Origin of the sequence: Nocardia wallacei (assembly GCF_014466955.1) — a bacterium.
Taxonomy (GTDB): domain Bacteria; phylum Actinomycetota; class Actinomycetes; order Mycobacteriales; family Mycobacteriaceae; genus Nocardia; species Nocardia wallacei.
On record NZ_AP023396.1, the window covers coordinates 4640219 to 4655884 of the forward strand.

Consider the following 15666-nt stretch of genomic DNA (forward strand, 5'->3'; position numbering starts at 1 on the left):
CCGTTGGTCTGCAAGCATGTTCTCATGTTCGGAAGTCAGATTTCCCACCGCGCTGCCGCGTTCGCCGCGGCACTGATCTGCTGCGCCGGGTTCGTGGTGGGCGGCGCGTATGCCGACGAGCCCGCACCTGTGGCCTCCGGCGGTTGCGCGGTCGCGGTGTCGCCAGGAGAATCAGTCCAGCAGTTCGCGGCGGCGGGGAAAGCGGGCAGTTTCATTCGGGATGTGCCGAACCACACCGGTCCGCTGCCCGTGGTGGTCGATCTGCACGGCTATCTCGAGCCCGCCGTCATCGCGCACGACGTCTCGGGCCTGAGCCGCCTCGGCGCTGAGCGGGGGTTCGTGACCATCACGCCGCAACTCGACGAACCCGGTGTGCCGCGCTGGGACTACGGCCCCGGCAGCACCGATATCGCCTATCTGTCCGAACTGCTCACGCACGTGGAATCGACGCTGTGCGTGGACCGCGCCCGCGTGTACGTCGCGGGAATGTCGATGGGCGCCTTCACCGCCTCCTCGGTCGCGTGCCAGCTCTCCGGTCGCGTCGCGGCCATCGCCGCCGTGGCCGGGCTGCAGGACTTCCCGTGGTGCCGGACCGGCCGGGCCGTGCCCGTGGTCGCCTTCCACGGCACGGCCGACCCGATCGTCGCCTACACCGGCGGTCTGGGTCCCAACGCCCGCTTCCTGCCGAACCCGGACGGCACCGGTTCGGTGGAACCCGGCGACAACAGCGCACCGCCCGGCGGCCCCGGCCCGCAGAGCGTTCCGGACAACGCGGCCGCGTGGGCCGAGCGCAACGGCTGCGGCGCGCACCCCGCGACACAGCGCACCGCCCCGGATGTGACCCTGACCGCCTACCCGTGTCCCGCGGGTGGAGCCGTCGAGTTGTATTCGGTCGACGGTGGCGGGCACACCTGGCCGGGCTCGTCCTCCGCGCTGTACCCCACTCCCCTCGTCGGCGCTCCCATGCACTCGATCGACGCCTCCGCGGTCATGTGGGACTTCTTCCGGGCGCATCCGCTACGGCCCTGACATCCGGCCGTAACCTGCTGTTCGTACACAGCTGAAATCTTCAGTGCGACAAGGTAATGCGGCCGCGAAAACCTGGCGGATCCCGGGCACATACCCTAGCCTGCAGGGGCAGCATTTCAGCCGTGACCGCGCGATGCGGACGCAGGCCCGCTCGGGAGGGGGACACCTGAATGGATCCGAAGACCGTGGTGGCCAAGGTGTCTGCGCCGGGACGTGTCGGCGACGCGAGCGAGCTACCGCCGGACACACCGCTTCGGATTTCCCTATTACGCCGCAGCGCGAATGCTGCTGCGTGTGCGGTCCGTCGGGCCCGGGCGTAAGCATAGGGCGCCGAGACCGGCTGTCCGACAGAAGAATTCGAGCCTGAATCGGCGCGCTCGGGGTGAATCACGGCCCGCGCGGGCCTCACGATGTCCACATCACGGCCCGCCTCCGGCGGTTGCCGCGCGAACGATCTTCCATGTCAGGAGACGCCCACAGTGAGAATCGACGTGCCGTACGGATCACCCACCGAGATCCACAGCGCCGGAGTGGCATTGAGCGCACCCGAGTTCGCCGCCGATCCGCACGGCGCGTACCGCGATCTGCGCAAGCGATACGGCTCACTGGCACCGGTGGAACTCGCGCCGGGTGTCCCGGCGACGCTCGTGCTCGGCTACCGGGCCGCGCTCGAGATCCTCAACGACGAGTTCCGCTTTCCGGCCGACCCTCGGATGTGGCAGCGCAACGTGCCCGACGACAACCCGGTCAAGCAGATGCTCGAGTACCGGCAGAACGCGCTGCGCACCGCGTTCGACGAGCACGACCGCTATCGGCGCGCGCTGTCCTGCCTGGCCGCGGTCGACCTGAACCGGATGGAACGAGCGGTCGATCGCGTAGCGGAGGAGCTGATCAACGGCTTCTGCGAATCCGGCACCGCCGACATCCGGATGGATTACGCGCTCCCCCTGACCTTCCGGGTGCTCAGCGAGGTGATGGGCTTCCCGCACGAGGCCGCGCAGCGGGCGTACCGGGGCATGGTCGCCGTCCTGGCGGGCATCGGCGCGGAGGAGGGCAATGCCGCCTTCGCCGCCACCCTGTGCGAGGTGATCGTGCAGAAGCGCGCCGCGCCGGGCGACGACCTCATCTCACGGCTACTGGCCTCGGCCGAGCAACTCGACGACATGGAGATGGTGCAGCAGGTGGCCCTGCTGTACGCGGCGGGCACCGAACCGACCGCCAACCTCATCCTCAACACGCTGCGCTTGGCGCTGACCGACGACCGGTTCGCCCTCGGCCTGACCAGCGGCACCCTGCACACCCGCGACGCGGTCGACGAGACGCTGTTCCACGATCCTCCGCTGGCGAACTTCTGCGTCAGCTATCCGCGGCGGCCGATGCTGATCGACGATGTGTGGCTGCCCGCCCATCAACCCGTGGTGATCAGCCTGGCGGCGTGCAACAACGATCCGGCCGTCAATCGCGGCGACCGCACCGGCAACCGGTCGCACCTGGCGTGGGGCGCCGGGCAGCACGCCTGCCCGGCGCAGGCAGTGGCGCTGGTCATCGCCCAGCGCGCGCTCGATCAGCTACTCGACGCGCTGCCGGACCTGCGGCCGGCCGTCCCCGTGGCCGAATTGGCCTGGCGGCCGGGGCCCTTTCATCGCGCCCTGGCCGCGCTGCCGGTGGTGTTCCCACCGTCCGCACCGATGATCCTCACCCGATAAGCCGAGGCCACGCGCATCCCGTGGTCCGGCGTGATCGAGGGGAGGCTGTGGCACGAACCGTTTCGCGCGCATACCACTCGGCGCCTCCGCGTCGGGGCGCTACTTCTCCTCCCCCGATTCGCCGCCGCTGCGCAGGGCCTTGTCGAGTTCCTTGCGCAGCCGGTCGGCGGTCTCCTGATCACCGGCGTCCGACGCGGTGGTGATGTCCTGGCGGAGCTGGGCGATGATGTCCTGGAATGCCACGGTCGCGTTCTCCTTCCGTGCGGGGGCTTACGTCCTTCGGATGTCCGGTGAGCCAAGATCGAAACGGCTGGGCCGCGACGTGAACCGGATCACCCGCTGTCACACTCGGGCACCGGGCGGTGTCCTATCGTCGATCGCACCGAGCCGCTCGATCGACGGCCAGACAGAACAGGACCCCGCTGTGGATACCGACCCCGCCACCGACCCGGCCACCGAGGCGTTCGTCGCCCACCGCAACCTGCTGTTCACCGTCGCCTACGAAATGCTCGGCTCGGCCGCCGACGCCGAGGACGTGCTGCAGGAGACGTGGCTGCGGTGGAGCAAGGTCGACCCCGGCCAGATCGAGGACCCGCGCGCCTACCTGGTCCGGATCACCACCCGGCAGTCCCTGAACCGGCTGCGAACCCTGAAGCGCCGCAAGGAGTCCTACGTCGGCCCCTGGCTGCCCGAGCCGCTGCTCACCACCCCCGATGTCGCCGAGAACGTGGAGCTCGCCGAGAGCATGTCGATGGCGCTGATGCTCGTGCTCGAGACGCTCTCGCCCACCGAGCGCGCCGTCTTCGTGCTCCGGGAGGTCTTCGACATGGGGTACGACGACATCGCGGCCGCGGTCGACAAGACGCCCGCGGCCGTGCGCCAGATCGCCCACCGCGCCCGCGGGCACGTCGATGCCCGCCGACCGCGCGCCACCGTCACTCCCGGCCAGGCCAGGGCCGCACTCGAATCGTTCCAGCGGGCGATCGAGACGGGCGACCCGCAGGGCCTGCTCGACGTCCTCGCGCCGGAGGTCGTGCTGCTCGGTGACGGCGGCGGCGTCAAACGCGCCGCGCTGCGCCCGGTCGTCGGCGCGGAGAAGGTGGCTCGCTACATGTCCTCGGGCATCCGCAAGCTCGGCGCCACGCTCACCACCGAGCCGACCACCATCAACGGCAACCCCGCCCTCCTGTTCCGCGTCGACGGCGAGATCGAGGGGATCATGGCGTTCCGGATGGAGGACGGCCGGTTCACCGGCCTCTATTTCGTCCGCAACCCGGAGAAGCTGACCCGCATAGAATCCGCGACCACCCTCAGTCTCGGCTGAATCCCCGCCCCGGCGTTACCTTTTCGCGGCGGCTCGCGTGATATCGGCGACGGCCGATCCATTCGTGGCCGTCGACCGAGAAGGGGAGCGGCATGCTGACGAACATCATGTTCGTGACGGTCTGTGCCCGGCTCGCGGCGATGCGGCTGCCGGGCCCGGCGGGAGCGGAACGGCCGTGCTCCGCGTACCGAAGGGCCGGGTGACCGCGTGGATACCGGTCACATTTGTCGGGTGCGGCTGATAATTTGCGGGCGTGGATCTGTTCTCACGTGCTTGGGCGGCGTTGCGGGTGGCGGTGGCCGGACTCTCGGAGGAGGACTTCACGCAGCCGTCGGGATGCACGGGGTGGCTGGTGCGAGATCTGGTGTGCCACTTGGTGATCGACGCCCAGGACGTGCTGATCACACTCGTCACACCCGCCGACACCGAGCCGACGCGTGACGCGGTGACCTACTGGGAGATCGCCGACAAACCGCCGACGGGTGACGAGCCGCTCGATGCCCTCACCGTCCGGCTGGCCGCCGCCTACGAGGACCCGCGCCTACTGCAGTTCCACCTGGACGACGTCGGGTCCGCCGCCGGGCGTGCGGCCGAACTCGCCGACCCGAATCTGTGGCTGCGCACCCGCGACGAGGTCATCACCGCGGGCGACTATCTCGCCGCCTACGTCCTGGAATGGACACTGCACCACCTCGATCTCGTCGCCCACCTGCCGCATGTGGCCGCGCCGCCGGAGGAGACACTGGCCCGGTCCCGGCGAATCCTGGAAAACATCGCCGGGACAACATTTCCCGCGACCTGGTCGGACAGCGACGCGCTGCTGATCGGCACGGGACGGCGTACGCCGACCGAGGCGGAAGAAGCCGAACTGGGCGAACTGGCGAGCAAGGTTCCCCTGATCCTCGGCTGAGGGCTCTCGAACCAGCTGCCCGCAGCGCGCGGACAGCCTGCCGGAGGGCCGAATCACCAAGAGCCGATGGCGTATTCGAGGGTCGCCAGCACGACCGCGGCGACGACCGCCACCGCGAACGCTCCCAGCATGGTCAATGTGGCGGAACGCCATGACCCGCGCGCCGTCCGCCGCTGCGCCAGCCATCCGACCACCGCACCCGCACCGGCCAGCACGACAGCGCCACCGAGAATCAGATAGAACACGCTCGCCAGCGCGGCGTCACCGGCGGCCGACGGACCGCGGGCGTACTCGCCGAACGGAACCGGGAAGCGGTAGACGCCCGCCACCGCCGCCGCGGCCGCCGGTGCGGTCAGCACGGCGGCCATCGCTCCCCACAGCGGCAGTACCCAGCGGCGAGGCGACGGCGTCGTCAATCGTGCGTCCGCATCACGCGGCCGGATCAGACGGTGAAGCCCAAGGCGCGCAATTGTTCCCGGCCGTCCTCGGTGATCTTGTCCGGGCCCCATGGCGGCATCCAGACCCAGTTGATCTTCAGGTCTTCCACCAGGCCGCTGCGCACCAGCGCGTTGCGGGACTGGTCCTCGATGACGTCGGTGAGGGGGCAGGCCGCCGAGGTCAGCGTCATGTCCAGCACCGCGACCTCGTTCTCCAGGCGCAGGCCGTAGACCAGGCCGAGGTCGACGACGTTGATGCCCAGTTCCGGGTCGACGACGTCGCGCATCGCCTCTTCGATGTTCTCGAGCTGCTCGAGCTCCTCGGCGGACAGCTGCCGCTCGTCCGCGGGCGCGTCGGTCTGTGCGGGTGTGTCAGTCATGGCGTTCCCCGTTCGTGGAAAAGCTGTTGCGCTCGTTCTGGTCTGCGGAGGTTATCCGCACCACGGCATCCTTGAACGCCATCCAGCCCAGCAGTGCGCATTTGACGCGCGCCGGGTACTTCGAGACGCCGGAGAGGGCGATGCCGTCGCCGAGGACCTCCTCGTCGCCCTCGATGGTGCCGCGGCTGGAGATCATCTCGCTGTACGAGTCGACCGTCTTCAGCGCCTGCTGCACCGGCAGGCCGATGACCTGGTCGGTCAGGATGGACGTGGCGGCCTGGCTGATCGAGCAGCCCTGGCCGTCGTAGGAGACGTCGGCGACATCGCCGTTGCCGTCGATGTGGACGCGCAAGGTCACCTCGTCGCCGCAGGTCGGGTTGACGTGGTGCACCTCGGCACCGAACGGCTCCCGCAGCCCGCGGTGATGCGGATGCTTGTAGTGGTCCAGGATCACTTCCTGGTACATCTGCTCCATGCGCATGATCTATGCAACTCCGAAGAAGCTCTGGGCCTTCCGCACCGCGGCGACCAGCGCGTCCACCTCGTCGACGGTGTTGTAGACGGCGAAGGAGGCACGCACGGCGGCGGGCACGCCCGTGCGCCGCAGCAGCGGCCACGCGCAGAAATGCCCCACCCGCACCGCGACGCCCTCGTCGTCGAGGATCTGGCCGACGTCGTGCGCGTGGATGCCGTCGACCACGAACGACACCGCGCCGCCGCGATCGACGTTGTCCACCGGGCCCACGATGCGCACACCGTCGATGGCGCTCAAACCCTCGAGCGCCGCGCCGGTGAGCGTGTGCTCGTGCGCCGCAACGGCTTCCATGCCGAGCTCGTCCAGGTACCGCACCGCCGCGCCCAGGCCGACCACCTGCGAGGTCATCGGCACACCGGCCTCGAACCGCTGCGGCGGCGGGGCGTAGGTGCTGTGGTCCATGTAGACGGTCTCGATCATGGAGCCGCCGGTGATGAACGGCGGGGTCTGCTCCAGCAGCTCGTAGCGGCCGTACAGCACACCGACGCCGGACGGCCCGAGCATCTTGTGCCCGGAGAACGCGGCGAAGTCGACACCCAGCGCGCGGAAGTCCACCGGCATGTGCGGCACCGACTGGCAGGCGTCCAGCACCGTCAGCGCGCCGACGGCCTTGGCCCGCCGGACCAGCTCCTCGACCTGGCCGAAGGCGCCGGTCACGTTCGAGGCGTGGGTGAAGGCCACCACCTTGGTCCGCGGGGACAGTTCCAGCGAATCCAGATCGATGCGGCCGTCGTCGGTGACGCCGTACCACTTCAGCGTGGCGCCCGTGCGGCGCGCCAGCTCCTGCCACGGCACCAGGTTGGCGTGGTGCTCGAGCTCGGTGGTGACGATCTCGTCGCCGGGCCCGACATGGAAGGGAAACCTGTTGTCCGCGAAGGAGAATGCCACCAGGTTCAGCGATTCGGTCGCGTTCTTGGTGAACACGATCTCGTTCGCGCCGACGCCGACGAAGCGGGCGATGTCGGCGCGGGCGCCCTCGTAGGCGTCGGTCGCCTCCTCGGCGAGCTGGTGGGCGCCGCGGTGCACGGCGGCGTTGTGCTCGGTGAGGAAGCGCCGCTCGGCGTCGAGGACGGCCACCGGCCGCTGCGAGGTCGCTCCGGAATCCAAGTAGACCAAGGGTTTTCCGTCGCGCACGGTGCGGCTGAGGATCGGGAAGTCGGCCCGGACCTTCGCGACGTCGAGGGCACGCGTCCCGGGGGCCCGGCTATCGGAAACCGTAGCGGTCATATCAGGCTCCGGCGGTAGCGGCCGCGGCGGAGGTGAAGCGCACGTAGCCGTTGGCGTCCAGTTCCTCGGCGAGCTCCGGCCCGCCCTCGGCGACGATCCGGCCGCCCACGAACACGTGCACGAACTGCGGCTGGATGTAGCGCAGGATGCGGGTGTAGTGGGTGATGAGCAGGATGCCGCCGTTCTCGCGCTCCTTGTAGCGGTTGACGCCCTCGGAGACGATGCGCAGCGCGTCCACGTCCAGACCGGAGTCGGTCTCGTCGAGGATGGCGATCTTCGGCTTGAGCAGGCCCAGCTGCAGGATCTCGTGGCGCTTCTTCTCACCGCCGGAGAAGCCCTCGTTCACCGAGCGCTCGGCGAAGGCCTGATCGATCTCCAGCTCGGACATCGACTCCTTCACCTCCTTGACCCAGTGCCGCAGCTTGGGGGCCTCGCCGCGCACCGAGGTGGCCGCGGTGCGCAGGAAGTTCGACATCGAGACACCGGGCACCTCGACCGGGTACTGCATGGCCAGGAACAGGCCCGCGCGCGCCCGCTCGTCGACCGACATCTCCAGCACGTTCTCACCGTCCAGGGTGATCGAGCCCTGGGTGACGGTGTACTTGGGGTGCCCGGCGATGGCGTAGGACAGCGTCGACTTGCCGGAGCCGTTGGGGCCCATGATGGCGTGCGTCTCACCGGATTTCACGGTGAGGTCCACGCCCTTGAGGATCTTGATCGGCTCCCCGGACTCGTCGGGGTTGACGACCTCGGCGTGCAGGTCCTTGATTTCGAGGGTGGTCATTGCGTTCCTTCTGGGCTGGGAGTGAGTGTCAGGCGCCGATCGCGGCGAGTTCGGCCTCCACGGCCGCCTCGAGCCGCTCCCGGACCTGGGGGACCGCGATCTTCTGGATGATCTCGTGGAAGAACCCGCGCACCACCAGGCGGCGGGCGGCCTCCTCCGGGATACCGCGAGCGCGCAGGTAGAACAGCTGCTCGTCGTCGAAGCGGCCGGTGGCCGAGGCGTGGCCGGCTCCGACGATCTCGCCGGTCTCGATCTCCAGATTCGGCACCGAGTCGGCGCGGGCGCCGTCGGTGAGGACCAGGTTGCGGTTCACCTCGAAGGTGTCGGTGCCCTCGGCCGCCGCGCGGATCAGCACGTCGCCCACCCACACGGTGCGGGCGTCGCCCTTCGGTGAGTGCGGATCGCCTTGCAGCGCGCCCTTGTACAGCACGTTGGACTTGCAGTTCGGCACCGCGTGGTCGACCAGCAGGCGCTGCTCGAAATGCTGACCGGCGTCGGCGAAGTACAGGCCCAGCAGCTCGGCGTCGCCACCGGGGCCGGCGTAGCGGACGGTGCCGGTGAGCCGCACCAGGTCGCCGCCCAGGGTGACCGCGGTGTGGCGCAGCGTGGCGTCGCGGCCGAGGCGCGCGTGATGCGCGGTGGCGTGCACGGCGTCGTCGGCCCAGTCCTGCACCGCGACGACGGTCAGCCGGGCGCTGTCGCCGAGCACGAATTCCACGTTCTCGGCGTAGGTGCCGCTGCCGCGCTGGTCGATCACGACGGTGGCGGCGGCGAAGGCGTCCAGCCGGATCTGCAGGTGGCCGTACGCGGTTCTGCCCTCGCCCGGGCCGGTGACGGTGATCGCAACGGGCTCGGCGACTTCGGTCTCCTTGCCGATCGACACGATGGTGGCCTGCTCGAAGCCCGAGTATGCCTGCGCCGCAACGCGATCGGTGGGAGTACCGCCCTCGCCGAGACGGGCGTCGCCACGCTCGACCGTCTCCACCGAGACACCGGCGACCGGGCTCACCTCGACCGTCGCCCGGCCGTCGGCCTCGGCGGTGCCGTCGTGCAGGCCGCGCAGCCGGCGCAGCGGGGTGAATCGCCACGCCTCGTCCTTGGCGGAGGGCACCTCGAAGGCGTTCACGTCGAACGACGCGAACACCTCCCCCTTGTTGATCGCGGGGGTGCGGGCCGCCGCGCCCTCCAGGGCCTCGGCCACGTTCTCGACCGGCATCAGCCGACCGCTCCTTCCATCTGCAGTTCGATCAGGCGGTTGAGTTCCAGCGCGTACTCCATCGGGAGTTCCTTGGCGATCGGCTCGACGAAGCCGCGCACCACCATCGCCATCGCCTCGTCCTCGGTGAGGCCGCGGCTCATCAGGTAGAACAGCTGGTCCTCGGACACCTTGGAGACCGTCGCCTCGTGGCCCATCGTGACGTCGTCCTCGCGGATGTCGACGTAGGGGTAGGTGTCGGAGCGGCTGATCGTGTCGACCAGCAGCGCGTCGCACTTCACCGACGAACTCGAGCCGTGCGCGCCCTTGTTGACCTGGACCAGGCCGCGGTAGGAGGCCCGCCCGCCGCCGCGCGCCACCGACTTCGACACGATGTTCGAGGAGGTGTGCGGCGCCAGGTGCAGCATCTTCGCGCCGGTGTCCTGGTGCTGGCCCTCGCCCGCGAACGCGACCGAGAGGACCTCGCCCTTGGCGTACTCGCCGGTCATCCAGACCGCCGGGTACTTCATGGTGACCTTGGAGCCGATGTTGCCGTCGATCCACTCCATGGTCGCGCCCGCCTCGGCCTTGGCCCGCTTGGTGACCAGGTTGTAGACGTTGTTGGACCAGTTCTGGATGGTGGTGTAGCGGCAGCGGCCGCCCTTCTTGACGATGATCTCGACGACCGCGGAGTGCAGCGAGTCCGACTTGTAGATCGGCGCGGTGCAGCCCTCGACGTAGTGCACGTAGGCGCCCTCGTCGACGATGATCAGGGTGCGCTCGAACTGGCCCATGTTCTCGGTGTTGATCCGGAAGTAGGCCTGCAGCGGAATGTCGACGTGCACGCCCGGGGGCACGTAGATGAACGAGCCGCCCGACCACACGGACGTGTTCAGCGCGGAGAACTTGTTGTCACCGGCGGGGATGACCGAGCCGAAGTACTCCCGGAACAGCTCCGGGTGCTCCTTGAGGCCGGTGTCGGTGTCGAGGAAGATGACGCCCTGCGACTCCAGGTCCTCGCGGATCTGGTGGTAGACCACCTCGGACTCGTACTGCGCGGCGACACCGGCGATCAGCCGCTGCTTCTCCGCCTCGGGGATGCCCAGCTTGTCGTAGGTGTTCTTGATGTCCTCGGGCAGCTCCTCCCAGGAGGCCGCCTGCTTCTCCGTGGAGCGCACGAAGTACTTGATGTTGTCGAAGTCGATGCCCTCGAGGTTGGAGCCCCAGCTCGGCATCGGCTTGCGGTCGAAGATGCGCAGCGCCTTCAGGCGGATGTCGAGCATCCAGTCGGGCTCGCTCTTCTTGGCCGAGATGTCGCGCACGACCTCTTCGGACAGGCCACGCTTGGCACTGGCACCGGCGGTATCCGAGTCTGCCCAGCCGTAGCCGTACTTGCCCAGCGAGGCAATGGTCTCCTCCTGGGTCAACGGCTGCGCCTGGTCGGCAGTGGTCGTCATTCGGCACTCCTTCCGGAGTCGTTCGTGTTCGCCGCTGCGGGCTGTGCAGCGGTCGGGGCGGGGTCGGGGGTGGTGGCTTCGGGCGTAGTGGCGGGCAGCACGAACAGCGGTACGTGCGTGGTGCAGGCGCAGTCGCCGTTGGCGATGGTGGCCAGCCGCTGCACGTGGGTGCCCAGCAACTCGCGGAACGCCTCCAGCTCGGCGGCGCACAGTTCCGGGAACTCCTCGGCCACGTGCGAGACCGGGCAGTGGTGCTGGCAGATCTGCACGCCGGCACCCACCTTGCGGGTGGACGCCGCGAAACCGGCCGCCGAGAACGCCTCGGCGATCTCCTCGGCCTTCGCGGCGGTGGATTCGGGGGTGTGGCGGGCCAGTTTGTCGATTCCCGTGACGATGGTCGCCACCCGCTTGCGGGCGAATTCGGCGATGGCGGAATCTCCGCCCAGCTCGCGCAGCTGGCGCATGGCGGCGCCGGCGAGGTCGTCGTAGGCGTGGCCGAGCCGGCCCCGGCCCGTCGCGGTGAGCTGGTACTGCTTGGCGGGACGGCCGCGGCCCTGCTGCTGCCAGGGCGCCGAGCGGGTGGCGCGGGCCTCGCCGGATTCGATCAGCGCGTCGAGGTGGCGGCGGACCCCGGCCGGGCTCAGGCCCAGCCGCTTGCCGATGGCCGTCGCCGTGATCGGGCCCTGTTCCAGCAGCAGCTGGATCACGGCCTCCCGGGTGTGCCCCTCACCCGCGGGCGCCGCGGGCGCGACAGTGTTCCGGGCGCCTTCGCGACGCCCGGTGCCTGTCTCCGTCCGCAAACCCACGGTTTTCACAACATCAGTGTGACGGAATTCCTTCCCGCATTCTAGTAAGGGTGACCTGACCAGGCGGTCCGGACGACCGCCGCCCGCGCGGTTGCCGACGAGCGCGACGTGGGCCTCCGGAGGCCCGGCCACGACCGGACATCCGGCGAAAGCCTCAGTGCCGCACGGTCTTACAGCACGGACGCATCCGAAAGAGTGGTCTCCGGATGTTCGCGGCACGAGCGGGGCCGCGGCGCCGGATCGGGGATTGCGACGAAGCCCACAGCGGGGGGCCCCGTGGCGGCGGCGAATAACGATACAGTCGCGAGCCGGGACGTGTCGTGACCGGGACCGTGCGCGAACTAGGCTCTTGGTCCGTGGCGGTACTCGAGGGCGCGCGGCGCAGAACTATCGATGTGGGGCGCCGGGCACTGGGTCTGGACGTGCCCGCCGATCACACCATCGCCGTTCTGCACACGACCGAGACCGAGGTGCCGGGGCTGGATCCCCGGGAGACGGTGCAGTTCAAGCGGATTCGGCTGCTGGGCGCCACGGGCTCGGTGTTGATGGCGATCAGCGCGCTCGGTGTGGCCGCCCAGCCGGTGGTGCAGAATCCGGTGTCGGGCGTGCGGGTGGTCGGGGTGTTCGCGCGCTGGCAGACCTCGTCGCTGGCGCTGTGCATGATCGGCACGGTGCTGGTGGTGATGGCGTGGCTGCTGCTGGGCCGGTTCGCCGTCGGCGGTGTCGGCGGCGCGCCCGTGCACCGGCTGAGCCGTTCGCAGCTGGACCGCACGCTGCTGCTGTGGATCATCCCGATGTCGGTGGCGCCGCCGCTGTTCTCCAACGACGTGTACTCCTACCTGGCCCAGAGCGAGATCGCCGCGCGCGGGCTGGACCCCTACGAGGTCGGCCCGGCCACCGGGCTCGGCCTGCACAACGTGCTGACCTACAACGTCCCCAACATCTGGCGCGACACCCCCGCGCCCTACGGGCCGCTGTTCCTGTGGATGGGCCGCGGCATCGCGGAACTGACCGGGGACAACATCATCCTCGGGGTGTGGGCGCACCGGCTGCTGGCGCTGGCCGGCGTGGCGCTGATCGTGTGGGCGCTGCCGCGGCTGTCGCGGCGGTGCGGGGTGGCGCCGGTGAGCGCGCTGTGGCTGGGGGCGGCCAATCCGCTGGTGCTGTTCCATCTGGTCGGCGGCGTGCACAACGACGCGCTGATGCTGGGGCTGATGCTGGCGGGCATGGAGTTCTGCCTGCGGGCGATCTCCGGGGAACGCTGGGTGGGCTCGCCCACCGACCCGCCGCCCACCAACGGCGCGGACCTGATCGGCACGCCCTTCGATCGGCGGGCCTGGTCGCTGCTGATCTTCGGGGCGGTGGTGATCACGCTGTCGTCGTCGGTCAAGTTCACCTCGATCATCGCGCTGGGGTTCGTCGGCATGGCGCTCGCGCGGCGCTGGGGACGCGGAATACGGCCGCTGCTCACCTCCGCCCTGGTGCTCGCGGTGGTCGTGGTGGTCACGACGCTGTTCGTGAGCTGGGCCAGCGGGCTCGGGTTCGGGTGGACGCACACCCTCAACACCGCCAGCGCCGTGCGCAGCTGGATGTCGCTGCCGACCGCGGTCGGCATCATCACCGGATTCGGCGGCGTCCTGCTCGGGCTGGGCGATCACACCACCGCGCTGCTGAGCATCACCCGCCCGATCGCGGGCGCGGTCGCGGCGTTCCTCACGCTGCGCATGCTCATCGCGACCTGGACCGGGCGGCTGCAGCCGGTGGGCGCGATGGGGGTCTCGCTCGCCGCCATCGTGCTGCTGTTCCCCGTGGTCCAGCCCTGGTATCTGCTGTGGGCGATCGTGCCGCTGGCGGCGTGGGCCACCACCCCGGCGTTCCGGGTGCCCGCGGTGGTGTTCTCGGCGGTCGTGAGCGTGATGCTGATGCCGCGCGGCGCGGACTTCGGGGTGTTCCAGATCATCGAGGCCGCGGTCGCCGTCGTGATCGTGGGCGTCGGGTTCATCGTGTTCACCCGGAACCTGCTGCCGTGGCGGAACCGGCCGGGGGTGTCTGCTCGGTCACAGCGGCCCGCGGCATACGGTGTGTCTTCGTGAGTGCTGCCTCGCCACCGGCCGTCCGCATCGACGGCGTCGTGAAACGCTTCGGCGATGTCACCGCCGTCGACGGGATCGGTTTCGAGGTGCGCCGGGGCGAGGTGCTGGCGCTGCTGGGCCCCAACGGCGCGGGCAAGACCACCACCGTGGAGATGTGCGAGGGGTTCATCGGGCCCGATGCCGGATCGGTGCGGGTGCTGGGGCTGGACCCGATCGCGGACTCCGATCGGCTGCGCCCGCGGATCGGGGTGATGCTGCAGGGCGGCGGCGCGTATCCGGGGTCGCGGGCCGGGGAGATGCTCGATCTGGTCGCCGCCTACTCGGCCGATCCCCTGGATCCGGAGTGGCTGTTGCGCACGCTGGGCCTGCAGGACGCGCGGCGCACGCCCTATCGGCGGTTGTCCGGCGGGCAGCAGCAGCGGCTGGCGCTGGCCTGCGCGCTGGTGGGCCGCCCGGAGATGGTCTTTCTGGACGAGCCGACGGCCGGGATGGACGCGCAGGCCCGGCATCTGGTGTGGGATCTGATCGAGGCGCTGCGCCGCGACGGGGTCGGCATCCTGCTCACCACGCACATGATGGACGAGGCCGAGCAGCTCGCCGACCGGCTGGTCATCATCGACCACGGGCGCATCGTGGCCCAGGGCACCCCGGCCGAGGTCACCTCCACCGGGGCGGAGGGCCAGCTGCGCTTCACCGCTCCCCCGAAACTCGACCTGCGGCTGCTGAAATGCGCGCTGCCGGAAGGTTTCGCACCGTGCGAGACCACACCCGGTGCGTATCTGCTGCGCGGCGACATCACGCCGCAGGTGCTGGCCACCGTGACGGCCTGGTGCGCGCGCATCGACGTGCTGCCCACCGATATCCGCATCGATCAACGGCGGCTCGAGGACGTGTTCCTCGATCTGACCGGACGGGAGCTACGCGGCTGATGTCCTCCCCCGACGCCACCGACCGCTTCGCCCCCGGCACCTTCACCCCCGCGCCCCGGGCCGCCGCCCGCGCGGCGATGCTGATCGCTCAGACCCGCATGGAGCTGATCCTGTTGCTGCGCAACGGCGAACAGCTGTTGCTGACCATGTTCATCCCGATCGCGCTGCTGATCGGGTTGACGCTGCTGCCGCTGGGCAGTCTCGGCGACGACCGGATCGAGCGGGTGGTACCGGCGGTGATGATGGTGGCGATCATGTCCACCGGGTTCACCGGCCAGGCCATCGCCGTCGGGTTCGACCGGCGCTACGGGGCGCTGAAACGGTTGGGCGCCACCGCGTTACCGCGCTGGGGCATCGTCGGCGGCAAATGCGCCGCGGTGCTGATCGTGGTGGTGCTGCAGTCGGTTCTGCTGGGACTCATCGGGATCGCGCTGGGCTGGCGTCCGGGGCCGGGCGGGCTGGCGTTCGGCGCGCTGCTGATCGCGCTCGGCACCGCCACCTTCGCGGCCATGGGCCTGCTGCTGGGCGGCACGCTGAAGGCCGAGGTGGTGCTGGCGCTGGCGAACATTCTGTGGTTCGTCATGCTCGGCACCTCGAGCCTGGTGTTCGCCGCCGACGACGTGCCGGGCTGGCTCAGCAGGGTGGCCCGGCTGATTCCCTCGGGCGCTCTCGCCGAGGCCCTCGAACAGGCGATGCGCCTGAGCGTCGACTGGTACGGGCTGGCGGTGCTGGCGGTATGGGGCCTGGTCTGCGGCTGTCTCGCGGTGCGCTGGTTCCGGTTCGAATAGCTCGCGAAGGTCCTGTGAGCAGGGCTGATCGCGTGTCAGCGGGCGTGTCAGCCCGGTGTCAGGCCG

At 69.8% G+C, this 15666-nt stretch carries 16 protein-coding genes; 7 read left to right on the top strand and 9 right to left on the bottom strand.

What is annotated here, in order from left to right:
• The first annotated feature begins 24 nt into the window (after window positions 1-24).
• Complete coding sequence (locus NWFMUON74_RS20305) at window positions 25-1029, top strand: CE1 family esterase (RefSeq protein ID WP_187683425.1); 1005 nt, start codon at window positions 25-27, stop codon at window positions 1027-1029.
• A 479-nt stretch (window positions 1030-1508) separates the two neighbouring features.
• Entirely contained in the window at window positions 1509-2735 is a 1227-nt protein-coding gene (locus tag NWFMUON74_RS20310; protein WP_232110478.1) for a cytochrome P450, read from the top strand.
• Window positions 2736-2834: 99 nt separating this feature from the next.
• Here the strand turns inward: NWFMUON74_RS20310 and NWFMUON74_RS20315 are convergent, their stop codons facing one another.
• The gene (locus NWFMUON74_RS20315) at window positions 2835-2978 is read right to left on the bottom strand and encodes a hypothetical protein (protein ID WP_187683426.1); all 144 of its coding nucleotides are present in this window, start codon (window positions 2976-2978) and stop codon (window positions 2835-2837) included.
• A gap of 181 nt (window positions 2979-3159) precedes the next feature.
• Here NWFMUON74_RS20315 and NWFMUON74_RS20320 point away from each other — a divergent pair, with 181 nt between their 5' ends.
• Both NWFMUON74_RS20320 and NWFMUON74_RS20325 read left to right on the top strand, forming a co-directional pair.
• Window positions 3160-4059, top strand: a complete 900-nt coding sequence (locus NWFMUON74_RS20320; RefSeq protein ID WP_232110479.1) for an RNA polymerase sigma-70 factor — start codon at window positions 3160-3162, stop codon at window positions 4057-4059.
• Between the two features lie 253 nt (window positions 4060-4312).
• Window positions 4313-4969: a maleylpyruvate isomerase N-terminal domain-containing protein gene (locus NWFMUON74_RS20325; RefSeq protein WP_187683428.1), complete on the top strand. Its 657-nt coding sequence runs from the start codon at window positions 4313-4315 to the stop codon at window positions 4967-4969.
• Between the two features lie 53 nt (window positions 4970-5022).
• Here the strand turns inward: NWFMUON74_RS20325 and NWFMUON74_RS20330 are convergent, their stop codons facing one another.
• From NWFMUON74_RS20330 to NWFMUON74_RS20365, 8 genes are read right to left on the bottom strand one after another with little or no spacing between them, the layout of a single operon-like run.
• Complete coding sequence (locus NWFMUON74_RS20330) at window positions 5023-5385, bottom strand: hypothetical protein (protein ID WP_187683429.1); 363 nt, start codon at window positions 5383-5385, stop codon at window positions 5023-5025.
• A 26-nt stretch (window positions 5386-5411) separates the two neighbouring features.
• Window positions 5412-5786, bottom strand: a complete 375-nt coding sequence (locus NWFMUON74_RS20335; RefSeq protein ID WP_187683430.1) for a metal-sulfur cluster assembly factor — start codon at window positions 5784-5786, stop codon at window positions 5412-5414.
• Window positions 5779-6267, bottom strand: a complete 489-nt coding sequence (gene sufU, locus NWFMUON74_RS20340) for a Fe-S cluster assembly sulfur transfer protein SufU (protein WP_187683431.1) — start codon at window positions 6265-6267, stop codon at window positions 5779-5781. The genes NWFMUON74_RS20335 and sufU overlap by 8 nt, the downstream gene beginning before the upstream one ends.
• 3 nt (window positions 6268-6270) lie before the next feature.
• Window positions 6271-7548, bottom strand: coding sequence for a cysteine desulfurase (locus NWFMUON74_RS20345; RefSeq protein ID WP_187683432.1), 1278 nt, complete (start codon window positions 7546-7548; stop codon window positions 6271-6273).
• A 1-nt stretch (window position 7549) separates the two neighbouring features.
• Window positions 7550-8332, bottom strand: coding sequence for a Fe-S cluster assembly ATPase SufC (sufC, locus tag NWFMUON74_RS20350; RefSeq protein ID WP_187683433.1), 783 nt, complete (start codon window positions 8330-8332; stop codon window positions 7550-7552).
• A 28-nt stretch (window positions 8333-8360) separates the two neighbouring features.
• Window positions 8361-9548, bottom strand: coding sequence for a Fe-S cluster assembly protein SufD (sufD, locus tag NWFMUON74_RS20355; RefSeq protein WP_187683434.1), 1188 nt, complete (start codon window positions 9546-9548; stop codon window positions 8361-8363).
• Window positions 9548-10984, bottom strand: a complete 1437-nt coding sequence (gene sufB, locus NWFMUON74_RS20360) for a Fe-S cluster assembly protein SufB (protein WP_187683435.1) — start codon at window positions 10982-10984, stop codon at window positions 9548-9550. Before sufB ends, sufD begins: the two co-directional genes overlap by 1 nt.
• Window positions 10981-11799: a helix-turn-helix transcriptional regulator gene (locus NWFMUON74_RS20365; RefSeq protein WP_269475286.1), complete on the bottom strand. Its 819-nt coding sequence runs from the start codon at window positions 11797-11799 to the stop codon at window positions 10981-10983. The genes sufB and NWFMUON74_RS20365 overlap by 4 nt, the downstream gene beginning before the upstream one ends.
• A gap of 347 nt (window positions 11800-12146) precedes the next feature.
• Here NWFMUON74_RS20365 and mptB point away from each other — a divergent pair, with 347 nt between their 5' ends.
• The 3 genes from mptB to NWFMUON74_RS20380 are packed head-to-tail and all read left to right on the top strand — an operon-like array spanning window position 12147 to window position 15600.
• Window positions 12147-13883 (top strand): polyprenol phosphomannose-dependent alpha 1,6 mannosyltransferase MptB, encoded by a 1737-nt coding sequence (mptB, locus tag NWFMUON74_RS20370; protein ID WP_187683436.1) that lies wholly within the window; start codon window positions 12147-12149, stop codon window positions 13881-13883.
• Window positions 13880-14812, top strand: coding sequence for an ABC transporter ATP-binding protein (locus NWFMUON74_RS20375; RefSeq protein WP_187683437.1), 933 nt, complete (start codon window positions 13880-13882; stop codon window positions 14810-14812). The genes mptB and NWFMUON74_RS20375 overlap by 4 nt, the downstream gene beginning before the upstream one ends.
• On the top strand, window positions 14812-15600 hold the full coding sequence (locus NWFMUON74_RS20380) for an ABC transporter permease (RefSeq protein WP_187683438.1): 789 nt from the start codon (window positions 14812-14814) through the stop codon (window positions 15598-15600). Before NWFMUON74_RS20375 ends, NWFMUON74_RS20380 begins: the two co-directional genes overlap by 1 nt.
• Window positions 15601-15666 lie beyond the last annotated feature (66 nt).